Annotated in this window: 11 protein-coding genes and 2 pseudogenes; 7 read left to right on the top strand and 6 right to left on the bottom strand. The window is 49.6% G+C overall.

The window, feature by feature from the left end:
• Nucleotides 1-40 precede the first annotated feature (40 nt).
• From DIJ65_RS05775 to DIJ65_RS05765, 3 genes and pseudogenes are all read right to left on the bottom strand, one after another.
• Nucleotides 41-493, bottom strand: coding sequence for a GDYXXLXY domain-containing protein (locus tag DIJ65_RS05775; RefSeq protein ID WP_071152264.1), 453 nt, complete (start codon nucleotides 491-493; stop codon nucleotides 41-43).
• Nucleotides 490-1,662, bottom strand: a complete 1,173-nt coding sequence (locus tag DIJ65_RS05770) for a DUF2157 domain-containing protein (protein WP_117300057.1) — start codon at nucleotides 1,660-1,662, stop codon at nucleotides 490-492. Before DIJ65_RS05770 ends, DIJ65_RS05775 begins: the two co-directional genes overlap by 4 nt.
• A gap of 207 nt (nucleotides 1,663-1,869) precedes the next feature.
• Nucleotides 1,870-2,430: pseudogene (locus DIJ65_RS05765) on the bottom strand (DUF4256 domain-containing protein).
• A gap of 354 nt (nucleotides 2,431-2,784) precedes the next feature.
• On the opposite strand from DIJ65_RS05765, the gene DIJ65_RS05760 reads away from it, so the two are divergent.
• The 5 genes from DIJ65_RS05760 to DIJ65_RS05740 all read left to right on the top strand — a co-directional run bounded on the left by DIJ65_RS05760 (nucleotide 2,785) and on the right by DIJ65_RS05740 (nucleotide 6,677).
• Nucleotides 2,785-3,501, top strand: coding sequence for a PspA/IM30 family protein (locus DIJ65_RS05760; protein WP_071152272.1), 717 nt, complete (start codon nucleotides 2,785-2,787; stop codon nucleotides 3,499-3,501).
• A 48-nt stretch (nucleotides 3,502-3,549) separates the two neighbouring features.
• Nucleotides 3,550-4,578 carry a TFIIB-type zinc ribbon-containing protein gene (locus DIJ65_RS05755; protein WP_117300059.1) on the top strand — a complete coding sequence of 343 codons (1,029 nt, stop codon included), beginning with the start codon at nucleotides 3,550-3,552 and terminating at the stop codon, nucleotides 4,576-4,578.
• Entirely contained in the window at nucleotides 4,575-5,351 is a 777-nt protein-coding gene (locus DIJ65_RS05750) for a TPM domain-containing protein (protein ID WP_230321290.1), read from the top strand. The genes DIJ65_RS05755 and DIJ65_RS05750 overlap by 4 nt, the downstream gene beginning before the upstream one ends.
• Before the next feature lie 33 nt (nucleotides 5,352-5,384).
• Nucleotides 5,385-6,377, top strand: coding sequence for an SPFH domain-containing protein (locus DIJ65_RS05745; protein WP_117300061.1), 993 nt, complete (start codon nucleotides 5,385-5,387; stop codon nucleotides 6,375-6,377).
• A gap of 78 nt (nucleotides 6,378-6,455) precedes the next feature.
• Complete coding sequence (locus tag DIJ65_RS05740; protein ID WP_117300063.1) at nucleotides 6,456-6,677, top strand: hypothetical protein; 222 nt, start codon at nucleotides 6,456-6,458, stop codon at nucleotides 6,675-6,677.
• A gap of 74 nt (nucleotides 6,678-6,751) precedes the next feature.
• Here the strand turns inward: DIJ65_RS05740 and DIJ65_RS05735 are convergent.
• Nucleotides 6,752-7,535, bottom strand: a pseudogene (locus DIJ65_RS05735) (SDR family oxidoreductase).
• A 448-nt stretch (nucleotides 7,536-7,983) separates the two neighbouring features.
• Complete coding sequence (locus DIJ65_RS05725; protein WP_117300065.1) at nucleotides 7,984-9,012, bottom strand: NADP-dependent oxidoreductase; 1,029 nt, start codon at nucleotides 9,010-9,012, stop codon at nucleotides 7,984-7,986.
• Nucleotides 9,013-9,164: 152 nt separating this feature from the next.
• Between DIJ65_RS05725 and DIJ65_RS05720 the strand changes: the two genes are divergently transcribed.
• Together DIJ65_RS05720 and DIJ65_RS05715 are read left to right on the top strand one after the other, a co-directional pair.
• On the top strand, nucleotides 9,165-10,298 hold the full coding sequence (locus DIJ65_RS05720) for an NADH-dependent flavin oxidoreductase (protein ID WP_117300067.1): 1,134 nt from the start codon (nucleotides 9,165-9,167) through the stop codon (nucleotides 10,296-10,298).
• Between the two features lie 184 nt (nucleotides 10,299-10,482).
• On the top strand, nucleotides 10,483-11,436 hold the full coding sequence (locus DIJ65_RS05715; protein WP_117300069.1) for an Abi family protein: 954 nt from the start codon (nucleotides 10,483-10,485) through the stop codon (nucleotides 11,434-11,436).
• Nucleotides 11,437-11,594: 158 nt separating this feature from the next.
• Here DIJ65_RS05715 and DIJ65_RS05710 read toward each other — a convergent pair whose 3' ends face one another.
• Nucleotides 11,595-13,139, bottom strand: coding sequence for a hypothetical protein (locus DIJ65_RS05710; RefSeq protein WP_117300071.1), 1,545 nt, complete (start codon nucleotides 13,137-13,139; stop codon nucleotides 11,595-11,597).
• Between the last annotated feature and the right edge of the window lie 161 nt (nucleotides 13,140-13,300).

Here is a 13,300-nt window from a genome sequence, read left to right as displayed (position 1 = left end):
TTTGTAAGCAGGTGCAAAGCCGGCGGGCCGGAAGAATTTATTATTCTTCCCGGACGTCCAAACTGACCGGACGTATGAAACCCCAGGGGGCAACATCGATCGTTACCTGAAGGTCGACAGCTTGTTCCAGTTCGGGTCCACGCCCCTGCTCCACGTAGAACTGCTCGAGTTGCGGAGCGGTGATTTGTCTGCCGAATGCAGCTCCCCTGATTGCCCCGAAAAAGGGCTCGTCTTCGATTCGGTCGATGACGGCAAAGCCATCGGGTCCTTCTTTCAAGGTGAAATATACAGGGCCTTCAAAGGACCTGCTTTGCACATTCAAATCCGGATATTGCAGCAGGACGTATTCCCCGTAGAAAGGATCAAACGGATCAAAAGGTTCTGCCCGTAAAACGTATTGCTCTCCAAACCATGAGGCGGCATAAAAAGATGCGACGAGAATGGCGACAAAAAGGGTCAAAAGGATCGGCAATAACCAGGCCTTTACTTTCATGTTGCTGCACCTTCTTTCTTGCGGTTCAGCCACCAGCCGACGCCTGACAATGCAAACAGCAGAAGTGCGCCGATGAGGAAGAACAGCGACATATCAAGGCGTTCCCAGGCGTAGATCACGTAAATTACAAATTGGACGATGATGAAATAGATAAATCCAGGCGCGAGCGACTGATTTTTCCTCTGTGCGATGATCAGGTATGCAAGCGCGCTCAGTTCTGCAACAATTGCTAAAGCGATTGCGGTGTCATCAAACAGCAGCAAGCCCATTGCACCAAGGATGGAAATCCACATAATGCTCCGGAATTTCAGGTAAGTGAGCGCCAGTACCGCAAGCCCCGTCACGGCAAGCGCAATCGACTCCGGCCAGTTCAGATCGACCAGCGACATATCTGTCTCTCCGCGGACTGCCAGATAGACAATGAGCATGAAGGCCCCGAATATCAGGTAAAGCGGCGACAAAAAGCGTCTCGCATCGACCGGGACGATAAACAGCAGCAGGATCAGGACAAAAAGTGTCCAGATTGGCCAAAATGGACTGTTGTACGTGACAAGGTCCCACATCAGCAGGCCGGAGAAGAACAGCAGCATCCAGCTAAAGACTTTCGGAGTATCGTCTTTGCTGAAATAAAACCAGGCAAGCGATATCCCGACGAATATGCTCCATTCAATCCAGCCTGTAAAGGGTACGAGGGTAACAAGTGTATTGAGCCCAAAGATAAAAGCCGTAACTGCATAGGCCATATGGCGCCACACGAAGTAATGGGCCAGAGCAGCGATGAATATAGCCCATGGCAGCACAGAATTCGAGAGGTTAAAATGGAAAGTCTGCGCAGTTACCAGAATTGTTGCACCGAACATAGCCAAACTGAGAAGCCTGAATATGACGGGCTGTCCGAAATGCTTCTTTTCGGAAAAATAGGCAAGCACATAAAAAATCCACATCAACAAAACGAACAAAGCCACTTTCAGCAGTTCCGGTATAGCCTGCCAATTGGCGGCGATAAAGCTGAATGCCGCCAGGGCGAAGAAGATGAGGCCGATCAGCAATAACAGTGGAATCTTTCTTTTTTGCGGTTGTCCTTTTTCAAACGACATAATTCGCTCAACCGCCGTTTGATCGATCAACCCTTCTTTGCGCCATTGAACTAATTTCCGTTCCAGATCCATCATGGCACCTCCTCAATCTTAAATCCATTATAATCCTAAATTGACAGAATTGACAGATAACTAACAGGGCTAAAGGCACGAATTTTATATAATTGACTCTCAAGAACAGAAGATGGGTAAGGTGTTGAACAAGGGGATGGGTAAATCATTTTTTAAGCATTAGAAAACCAATTGATTTCGTGATCAATTGGTTTAGGGAAAGTGGATTTAAACCCGCAGCGAACCACGGAAGCCTCTGTTGGCGTAATAGGAATCAGCCCCGTTATGGTAGACAAAAACCTGGCCATAGCGGAAGTCACAGAAAAGGGCGCCGCCAAGTCTCCTGATTTCAGCGGGAGTCCGGACCCAACTTGAGGTCTTTTTATCGAAGTCGCCAAGCTGCTGCAACGACCGGAATTGTTCTTCCGTCAGAATTTCTATGCCCATGTCTGCCGCCATATCCAATGCAGTATTTTCCGGCTTGAATTTCTTCCGCGCTTCCCATGCCTCCCTGTCGTAGCAGACACTCCGGCGGCCCTTTGGACTTTCCGCTGAACAATCAAAGAAGACAAACTCATCGGTCCCTTTGTCGCAGTCAACTACATCCGGCTCGCCGCCGGTTTCTTCCATCTTAAAAAGCGATCAAAGCTTCTCCGGTTTTGCCTCAAGCTTCTCCTGGACTTTTCTCCATTCGATTCCTTCATGGCGGTTCCTATTTTTTTCGAAACGCGCTTTCAGTGTGGCAAGCAACCCCTCTTTCTGGTCAGCAGACAGCTCCTTTTTCACCATTGCGAATTCCTCCTTTTTAAATGAAACATCTAGGAAAAGTATATACAAAAAGACAGGCTAATTGGATATATTTGTTTTTTTATATAAAAGAAATAGAAGATACAACTCGGGAGATCTGCATGCACCACTTTTTATGTCAGCAGGACCTGGCTGCTTTTGGTTTCCGGCAGGATTTGGGGCGCTGGTGAATGCAGGACTTTTCTGCAATATGGAGAAGTTCTTATTAATATAGAAGAAGACTGTCGGCTTCTTCTGAAGACGAAAGCTGTCAGGATTAATTCGCGGACGGAAAGGGTAGTTTTATTGAATAAAGAATTCCCGCAAAACGGGTAAAAAACGAAGAGGAGAATGATGATGGAAATCTTAAAACGCTTCAGAGACATTATGACGAGCAATATTCATGCAATGCTGGACCAGGCTGAGGATCCGGAAAAAATGATCGATCAGTATTTGCGTGATTTGAACAGCGATCTCGGGAAAGTGAAATCGGAAACTGCTGCGATTATGGCGGCGGAAAAACGTGAACGCCGTGAACTGGCCGATGTCCAAAAAGAAATCGACGATATGCAGCGCTACGCAGTGAAAGCATTGGAAGCCGGCAATGAAGATGATGCACGGAAATTCCTGCAGCGCAAAGCGGAATTGGCTGAGCGCGAACAGGGGCTGCACACGGCGGTTGAGATGGCGGCGGCCAACACCCAGCAGATGCGGCAGATGCACGACAAGCTGGAAGAAGATATCGGCGAGCTGGAATCGCGTCGTGCGGAACTCAAGGGCAAAGCTTCCGTCGCGAAAACACAGAGCCGCATGAACGAGTTCAATTCTTCGATGGACGGAGCCGGAGAACGCATTTCGGCATTTGATGCAATGGAGAAGAAAATCAATCAGCAGTTGGATGAGGCGAACGCCATGTCCGAACTGAACAAGAGCTCAAGGGACTCAGTCCAGGATCTGGCGAAAAAATATGACAGCGATACGAACGTGGACGACGAACTGGCATCACTGAAATCGGGTGTCAATGTGGACGACGAACTGGCGGCGCTCAAATCCCAGGTCAATAAAGGCGAATAATGGCTGCTGTCCTGATGAAAAATTGTGGGCTGAAGGGAGGCGAACGGCTTGGTCATCCATTATAAATGCCCGAACTGCGGCTCGGATATGGCATTTGACGCCACTTCGGGTAAGTTGTCCTGTCCGAACTGCGGCAGGCAGGATGATATTGAAACGTTTCCCGAGGAAAATATCCTGCAGAAATTCGCTCCTGATGAAGCGAAGGAATACCACTGTGAAAACTGCGGGGCCGTGCTTCTGACGGAAGCCGAAACGACAGCGACCCATTGCAGTTTCTGCGGGGCGCCGGTTGTACTCGCTGACCGCTTGACCGGCGACCTTGCCCCGGCGAAAGTGATTCCGTTTACAATCAGCAAGGACGAAGCGGTGGCCGCGTTCCGGAAGTGGACGAAAAACGGCCGGCTGACGCCTCGTGGTTTCATGAGCGGCGACCGCATCAAGAAAATGACCGGCATGTATGTGCCGTTTTGGCTATATGACATCGACGGCAATGCGGAAGTGGCGGCAATCGGCACACGGGTGCGCACCTATCAGCATGGGGACACGATGGTTACGGAAACCGACTTTTATGACGTCTACCGGGAAATCGATTTGAGCTACCTGAAAGTGCCGGCGGATGCTTCCGAGAAAATGGACGACGAGCTGATGGACAAGCTCGAACCTTATGATTACAGCGATTTAAAAGATTTCCGGATGCCGTATCTTGCCGGCTACCTGGCCGAAAAATACGATTATGACGATGAAGCGCTGTTTTCCCGCGTGGAATCGAAAATCGTACCGTACATCGACTCCTATATCGGAAGCACGATTTCGGGTTATTCGACAGTCAGCTATACGAACAAACAGATCAACGCCAACAAACACAAGGTCTATTACACCTTGTTTCCAGTGTGGATGGTCTATTACGATTTCGAAAACAAGGAACATACTTTTGCGATGAACGGCCAAACCGGTAAAGTGGTCGGCAAACCGCCATTCAGCAGCGGCAAAGTAGCTGCCTGGTTTACCGGTATCGCCGTATCGACGTTTGTGGTATTGAAAGCCATCTCCTACCTGGTGGGAGGTGTTCTTTGGTGAAAATTGGTAATTTGAAGATGCTGTCAATGTTTCTGCTGCTGTCCATTTTGCTTCTGGCAAACGGACCTGCCACTTTTGCTGAAATCGACCAGCACATTTACGACGAAGCGGGGCTGTTAAGCGAAGAGGAAACCAGCGACCTCGAGGCTTATGCGGCGGAAAAGAGCCGCGAGCAGGGGGCGGATTTTCTGCTGTTGACCACAAACAGCACGGACGGCTTGCCCATCGAAACCTATATGGGTAATTTTTTTGATGACCTGGCAGATGAAAGCGGCCAGGAAGATGCCGTTTTGCTGACAATCGACATGGGCGGCCGTGAATTTTATGTAGCCGGATTCGGTACAGCGGAAACCCGCCTCGACAACGAACGCGTTGAGCTGGTGCTCGACCGGGTCGAGCCTTATATGGTGGACGGCGAATATGCTGCCGCTTTTCGTGAAACGATAGCAACCGCTGACCGTTATATGGAGTATCGGCCGGGCGTCAATCCGGAGAGCATATTCCTCAAGACCTGGTTCCATGCAGCAGTGGCACTGCTGCTCGGCGGCGGTATCGTCGGCACTATGCTTTATAATTCCGGCGGCCGCGTCACCACCACAGCGGCAACGTATATCGACCGGGACCATACGCGCGTCACAAAGGATTCAGACCGTTTCCGCAATAAGACCGTCACCAGGCGCAAAATTCCGAAAAACAATAAAAGCGGAGGTGGATTCGGCGGCGGCATGACCGGCGGCGGCCGATCTTTCAGTGGAGGAGGCCGCGGTTTCTAAAGGTTTATTGACATAAAGGAAGGACTGAACAACATGGCGTTTTTCGGCAATCAATTTACAGATGTAGTGGAATGGGAAGAATTCCGCGAAGACATGATTTTTTATAAATGGGCCAATAAGGAAGTCAAAAAAGGAAGCCGGCTGATCATCCGTCCCGGACAGGATGCGATTTTCCTTAATAACGGGAAAATCGAAGGGATTTTCGAAGACGACGGCGAGTACGACATAGAATCCGAAATTGTGCCTTTCCTGTCGACATTGAAAGGTTTCCGCTTTGGCTTCAACAGCGGCATGCGCGTCGAAGTGCTGTTCGTCAACACGAAAGAATTCGTTGTCCGCTGGGGGACCCAAAACCCGATTAACATTCCCGCACCGGGCCTCCCCGGCGGCATGCCGATCCGGGCGAACGGTACATTCCAGTTCAGGGTCAATGATTACGTTAACCTCATCGATAAAATTGCCGGTGTGCGCACAAGCTATATGGTCGAAGATGTGAAAATCCGCATCACGGCTGTGCTCGACCAATTGCTGATGAAATGGATCCCAAAAGAAGGCAAGGATATGTTCAATCTCCAGGCCAATGCCCATGACATCGCAAAAGGCATCCAGGACGATCTCGATATGCAGATTATGGACGACGGTATGAAAATCACCGGCTTTCAGATCATGAGTTTCAATTATCCGAAGGAAATTCAGGATATGATCAATAAAAACGCATCGCATGGCATGGTGGGCGACATCTCCAGGTACCAGCAACTTTCCGTCGCCGACGCCATGGACAAATCTACGGGATCGAATACTGCGTCCGATATGGCCGGCATGATGATGGGCATGAACATTGCGAAGGAAATGATGGACGACCAGAAAGAGTCCAGCAATGGCGACAGCAGTTCCGGGAAAGAAACCGCTGAATCCGGCACACGTTCTGAATCCGGCGGTGGAAAAGGTCCGAACTTCTGCCCGAATTGCGGCCAGAAAGTCGACGGTGCCAAGTTCTGCCCGAATTGTGGACAGAAACTGTCGTAATCTGCTGATTGAAACAGGAGTAGAATCCGCGCCACTGGGTAAACTGTAAGTAAACGATTTTTACCAGGAGGGATTTCAATGCCAAGAAAAGGTACAGCAGGCCGAACACCTGAAAAGCAAGTTGGCGCCCCGGAATCTGGAATTGATAAAGCCATCAACAAAGCGAAAGATGCTTTTGACGGCGATAACGCAGCAAGTGCTTATGAAGAAGAAAAGGGCAGAGGGCAACAGAAAGACGCGAAAGAGTATTCCAAGAAAGTATCTGACACTCGACCCGATAACGCCCGTAAAAATGAATAAGAATACAATTTGAAAAGGCGTTGCCGCTGACCCGATTGGTCAGCAGCAATGCCTTTTAAAGTTTTATAATGCAATCAGTATTTATAAGATTGGCCGCCGTCGATCGTAATGACGGACGCGTTGATGAATTTCGCGGCGTCTGACAGCAGGAATGCAACCAGATTGCCGACTTCTTCCGGTTTCCCGAAGCGTTTCATGGGGTTGACGCTGACGAAGTCCTTGCCGACCGCTTCCCAGTCATCGCCGCCCATTTGGCGAAGCGAACCTTCCACCATCGGCGTCATGATGGCACCGGGTGCGATGGCGTTTATGCTGATGCCAAACTCGCCGTATTCAACCCCCGAGTTGCGGGTCAAACCGACCACGCCGTGTTTACTCGCTGCATAGCCGGACTGGTTGCCGACGCCGCGGATACCCCCGACAGATGCTGTATTGACGATGGAACCGTAGCCTTGATCCTTCATGACTTTCAGTACGTGTTTCATCCCGTAGAACACACCGTTTCAAGTTGACATTGATGACTTTTTCGAACTCGTCTGTGCCGTAGTTTTCCGTCAGATTCTGCTTGCCTTCGATACCGGCATTATTAAAGAAGCCATCAATCTTGCCGAACTTTTCGAGCGTGAAATTGACATAATTTTTTACCTCATCTTCATTGGTCACGTTGGCTTCAACAGTCTCGATCTGTGCGTTTGGCGAAGTGGCCGAGATTTCGGTTTTGCTTTCGTCCAGCCCTTCCTTGCTCATGTCGACCAGTACGAGTTTTCCGCCCTGTTTGGCGATTGCTGCTGCGGCAGCGCGCCCGAGTCCCGAACCACCGCCTGTGATGATGACGACTTTGTCTGTGTAATCAATCATTGATCATCTCTCCTTTTTTTGTTGTGCTAAACTTAATGAAAGTATCCATTATTATGTATACCCTCGCTGAAATGGCCTTAACCAAAAGGGGAATGGAGCATCATCGCAGATAAATGAATTGAAATTGGAGGCAGTCATTTGGAACATTTACTGGCAAGCATGAAAATCATCGGAGAGGACACAATTCAACGTACTCAGCTCATTCACCGGCTCTCGCTGGTGAAGGCTTTTCAATTGTGAAAAAACCCGCAGCCTTCTGGGAGGCTGCGGGTTTTTCGACTTGGAAGCTATAAAATCCTTCTTGAAATCTTGATGTTTATTTTGAATTCATCGGGTGGTTCCGGGAAAAATGGAGCGGAGATGGTTTGCCGATCATAAACCTCGAAATGCCGATCATAAACCTCGAAATGCCGATCACAAATCACCAAAATCCCAATAAAATCATAGTTTAAAGCTTCGCAAAATCCGGATCAGCGACTTTCACCAACTGCTTGCCAAGGTTTGTTCCCTCGAACAGTCCGAAAAATGCCTCCGGCGTGTTTTCAAAGCCTTCGACAATCGTTTCTTCATATTTCAATTTGCCTTCCTGCAGCCATTTGCCAAGGTCCGTGGCACCCGTTTTGAAATCGGCGGCATAATCGCCGAGTGTGAAGCCTTTCATCATGGAGCTGGTCGTGATGAATTTCCACTGGATGCGGGGCCCGATATCGCCGCCTGGTTTGTTATAGGAAGAAATGGTGCCGCATACGACGACGCGGGCGTTTCTGTTCAACTGCCAGATAACTTCGTCTGAAACCTCCCCGCCGACATTGTCGAAATAAACATCGACACCATCAGGCAATGCCTTTTTTAAATCCTCTTTGAAGCCGTCAGCTTTATAATTTACAGCGGCGTCGAAACCTAGTTCGTTGATCAGGTAATCGATTTTCTCCTGTGAACCGGCGATGCCGACAGCCCGGGCACCTTTCAGTTTGGCAATCTGTCCGACAACGGAACCGACTGCTCCACCAGCGCCGGAAACAACGACCGTTTCACCCGGCTGCGGCTTGCCGATATCCAGCAATCCGAAATACGCGGTCAGGCCGGTCAAGCCAAGAATGCCGAGCCGTGTGGTGATTGGCGCCACTGTCGGATCGACCTTTTGGACTTTGTCCGCTTTTGCGATGCTGTACTCCGCCCAGTCCAGCGTGCCGTTGACGATATCGCCCTTTTGCAGCAAGTCGGAGTTCGACTCGATGACTTCAGCCAGCACACCGCCGGAAATCGCTTCGTTCAATTGGAACGGCGCGACATAGGATTTTACATCCCGCATACGGCCGCGCATATACGGGTCGACGGAAAGATACAAGGTCTTCAGCAGCACTTCGCCTTCTCCGGGTGATCCGATTTCTTTTTCGACAAAAGCGAAATCATCTTTGGTGGGCGTGCCTTCCGGACGATTCGCCAATTGAATTTCTTTATACGTTTTTGGTGTCATGTGGATTCCTCCTAAAATTTTTATTCGCAAAAAGCGTACCATTGCCAAAGAATGGAATCAAAAAAATGAGCCCGCCAAGCTTGTATTCTTGTAGTCGATGGGAGGCTATGCTATTTTGAAATAACTAAACCCATAGGAAAAGAGGAACTTGCATGAACCCGAAATTCCAGCCTTTATTCGAAAATATCACTTTACCGAACGGTGTCGTATTGAACGACCGTTTGGGCGTTGCACCGATGACTACATACTCAGGAAATCCCGATGGCACGGTATCGGACGAGGAACTTGTTTACTATCGCCGCCGCGCGAACATCGGCAGCTTGTATATCTCAGCATGTATCGCGGTTTCCGAAAACGGCATCGCTTTCCCGAACCAGTTTGTCGGTTTTCATGATGAAGCAATACCGGGGTTGAAACAAATGGCAACGGAGATGAAATCCGCCGGCAGTAAAGCCATCCTTCAGATTCAGCATGGCGGTCGCCAGGGCCAGCCGACTTTGATCAAAGCGAATGGAACTGTTGCGCCGAGCGCTGTCGAAGGCCCTGCTGGCAAACCGACGCCGCGCGCACTGACGACAGACGAAATCACAGCCATCATCCGCGACTTTGGTGAAACGACGCGCCGCGCAATCGAAGCCGGTTTTGACGGTGTGGAAATTCACGGCGCCAATACGTATCTGATCCAGCAATTTGTGTCGGAACTCACGAACCGCCGAGACGACGAATGGGGCGGCAGCCTGGAAAACCGCCTGAAGTTCCCGGTGGCAGTACTCGCAGAAGTGAAACGGGTAGCAGCGGAATACGCGGACGATCAATTCATTGTCGGTTACCGGTTGTCACCGGAGGAATACATGGAGGACGCTGTAGGCTACACGATCAACGAAACGAAAGTGTTGACCGAAGGGTTGATTGCAGGCGGTATCCATTACCTGCATGTGTCATTATTGGATTTCCAAAAATTGCCGTATGACGACCAGGGGAACGGCAGCATCGTAGAAATCCTATCGGAACAAATTGCAGGCCGAATAGCTTTTGTAGCAGTCGGCAGTGTGAAAACGCCGGAGGAAGCAGTTGCTGCACTCCAGGAAGGCGCAGATATCGCCGTCATGGGACGCCAGGTGCTGATCGATCCGGAATGGACCGAAAAAGTGAAACAGGGAAGAGAATCCGAAATCAACCCAAGCATCCCGAAGGAAATGGTCGGCAAGCTCGATATTCCGTCGTTGATGTGGGAAAGAATCGGTGCTTATAAAATGGTGAAGGAAGAACAGGAAGTAAAAGCTTAAAGGGCATGCCTCCAGATTCTTTCATAAATAGTAAGCTTCCGGATCACACGCGGTCCGGGAGCTTTTTTCGTTACAGAGAAGTTGAGAGGAAGTTACAGGCAGAGGTAAAAACACACGAGGGGTTTATTAAACTGCCAAATTCGCTTACAGTAAAAGAAAGAGTCAGCTGCAGAGGATGAATTCGATGAAAATTTTTGCTTCACATGATGAACAGATTACAATACTGCAGAACCGCGGGCTGCTTGTGCCGGACAACGCCGCTGCAAAGCGCATCCTGTCACGTGAGAATTACTATGCGCTGATCGACGGCTATAAGGAACCGTTTCTGGAGCGCGATGAGCGGCTGAACCCGTACGGAATGGAGCAATATCAGGTGGGGACGGAGTTCGGCCATATCTACGCCCTGTATCGTTTCGACCGTGAGCTGCGCATGCTGCTGCTCAATGAATTGCTGAAGTTCGAGAAGAACATCAAGTCGAAAGTGGCGTACCGGTTTTCGGAGAAGTTCCGGGCCATGGACAGTTTCCTCCAACCGGGGAATTACAGCCCGGAAGCAGACCTCCATCATGAACGCGACCGCATCATTTCGACGCTTTTCAATCTGATCAAAAGCCATAAGAAACGGGACCGGGTGAGATACCCGGCGATCCGTGAGTTCTACGACAAACACCGCAACGTGCCGCTGTGGGTACTCGTAAATTTCCTGTCGCTCGGCCAGATCACCAATTTTTATTCGGTCATCGATGATGATTTGCGGACACAGATTGCCAAAGATTTTGCCGATGAGTTCAGCGGGGAATACGAGCCGATTCAATTGCAGGCAAGCGAGCTGGACGCGATTTTACGCATTGCATTTCCGTACCGCAATAAGTCCGCCCACGAAGAGGTGCTCTACCGTTACCGCCTCGCGCATCCGGAGGATCTCAAAGGCGTCGATGCGATGCTTCGCTTGTCGGCAGGAAGCCTCGGCAAAGGAACCGTTTACTCGTTGGTCAGCCTGCTGCGCTTAGTGCTCGCAAAAGAAGAATACGAAGTGTTTTCGGCAGAGCTGGAGCAGCTGATGGAGGAGTTGAAAGCGTCGCTGCCGGGTCGTGCCTACGGCGTGGTGATGCGGGATACCGGGTTTCGGGAGAATTAGATAGAGGATTCGGGGTCAACGGACAGCGACTGGAATTCTATGAGCGGTTATGGGCATTCTGATCACTCGGCAGATTCCAATGAAACAATCCATCCAAACGAATGAATTAAGAAAGCAGGCTCCGCATATCAGCGGAGCCTGCTTTACTTTCTTATCGTTCAACTGGCTTCCGGAAAGTCATTCTCCACCTTTTCTTCCACTTGTTCGATGATGGTTTCGTTATAGAGCAGTTCTTCTTCCAGCAAAATCATATACCCCTCATAAGGAGAAGAAGAATTGATCAGCTCGTATGCTTCGAGATAGCCATCCAGGTCATAGTAGACGATATACAGATCTTCATCGTCCTGCAGCAAGGCATCAGCTTCCACGATCAGCTCGAGAGACTTTGCGGGCTCGATGAGCACATACAATTCGGCGAGCGTTGTCAGGTCATCGATGCGGTATTCCGGATCGCCCTTTTCGAGACGCTCTTCCATAAAGACGATGGCTTCATCAAATTGGTCCTGCATCAGGAGAACATCGGTCTGCATCCATGACAGCTGATTGAGGTCTTCTTCTGATGCATTTTCCGTCAGTTCGTCAATGATTTGTTGGGCTTCCGCAAAGTCTCCTCTATCAAGCGCTGCGAATGCGGCATCGTATTTTGCCTGTTCGGCAGTGCTTTCTTCAATCATTTTATCCATGAAACTTGCCTGGAAATCGGCCAGCTTCATGCCGGTCGCCTCTTCCAGCAGCCCGTAAAACTCACTTGGCATTTTTGCCGCAAGGAATGTCGGCAATAGTTCTTCTCCGTATTCGTTGACGAGTGATTCCACCGCCAAAAAACTTTGGACATAGGGATCGAAGTTTCGTGAATAGGAATTATGGAATGAATAATCAGTATCCAATTGCTTAAAGTCGATGACTTCAACCTCACTCAGCTCATACCAGTCGCTGGTTTCGCCCGCCAGATAATCGGCTGTGCCTTCTTCAAACCAAAGAGGCAGGCGCGTTGGGGATAATCCGTTGTTCTCGGCGTACAGATGGCTCTGGTGATGGGCATACTCATGCAGCAGGATGATGTCCCACGAATAATCATCCGGTACGATATGGATTTCCTGGCTGTCATAATCATAATAGCCCATCGCTTCCTCATAGCCCGAAGCTTCCGACAGCGTATCGAAATCATCATGGAACACGAGCGTCAGGTTGCCGGGTTCTTCGTTGCCGTAGAAGTCTGCAATCCGATCCTTTTCCGCCTGCAGGAACGCATCGATTTTTTCGACTTCATCTTCCGTTGAAGCAGTGAAGGAATAAGATATCCCGTTTTTCTCGATGCTGCCGGTCGCCAAGTGATTGGGGTCACTGTTCCAGAACGACGACAGGAGCATATCCGTCTTATCGGAGACAGAATAGTCCTTTGTAATGTCCTGAAGTTCCAATAAAGAATTGGAGACTCCAAACAGGACAATGGCGGCACTTAGATAGACGGTCAGAATGAGCAGGCCGGCAACCTCCAAAGGTGTATTAAGCCGGATGTTTTCAAGGTGTCCAAAGTCAATGCCATAAAGGCTGAGGCCCAGCGCAGCAAGGCACAACAACAGGAGTATGAATCCGATCAGAAGCCCGAACACCAGCCCCTGACTGAATATGAGCCAAAAGCTCCCGATGCTGAAACCGATAAATAAAACCGTTAGTATCAAAAATTTCGTTAGACCGTTCATGGTTTCCTCCACTTTCCTTTTCAATTCTTAAAAGCGCCGATTGTAAAATTAAGCTAGACAACTAAAAAGCCATCCGTGGTACACTCACAATGTATTTTCCGACCAAAGAAAAACATAGGAGTGACCACGAATGACCTACACCCATCTTACCACGGACGAAC

The organism is Planococcus salinarum (assembly GCF_007004625.1).
GTDB lineage: Bacteria > Bacillota > Bacilli > Bacillales_A > Planococcaceae > Planococcus > Planococcus salinarum.
Note: the sequence above shows the minus strand (reverse complement) of the source record. Positions and strands in the feature narration are given on the sequence as shown.

Excerpts from the sequence above, each read along its gene's own strand:
- DIJ65_RS05715 (WP_117300069.1), top strand. The coding sequence starts at position 10,483 with ATGAAAATTTTTGCTTCACATGATGAACAGATTACAATACTGCAGAAC.
- DIJ65_RS05720 (WP_117300067.1), top strand. The coding sequence starts at position 9,165 with ATGAACCCGAAATTCCAGCCTTTATTCGAAAATATCACTTTACCGAAC.
- DIJ65_RS05775 (WP_071152264.1), bottom strand. The coding sequence starts at position 493 with ATGAAAGTAAAGGCCTGGTTATTGCCGATCCTTTTGACCCTTTTTGTC.
- DIJ65_RS05725 (WP_117300065.1), bottom strand. The coding sequence starts at position 9,012 with ATGACACCAAAAACGTATAAAGAAATTCAATTGGCGAATCGTCCGGAA.
- DIJ65_RS05770 (WP_117300057.1), bottom strand. The coding sequence starts at position 1,662 with ATGGATCTGGAACGGAAATTAGTTCAATGGCGCAAAGAAGGGTTGATC.
- DIJ65_RS05710 (WP_117300071.1), bottom strand. The coding sequence starts at position 13,139 with ATGAACGGTCTAACGAAATTTTTGATACTAACGGTTTTATTTATCGGT.
- DIJ65_RS05740 (WP_117300063.1), top strand. The coding sequence starts at position 6,456 with ATGCCAAGAAAAGGTACAGCAGGCCGAACACCTGAAAAGCAAGTTGGC.
- DIJ65_RS05760 (WP_071152272.1), top strand. The coding sequence starts at position 2,785 with ATGGAAATCTTAAAACGCTTCAGAGACATTATGACGAGCAATATTCAT.
- DIJ65_RS05745 (WP_117300061.1), top strand. The coding sequence starts at position 5,385 with ATGGCGTTTTTCGGCAATCAATTTACAGATGTAGTGGAATGGGAAGAA.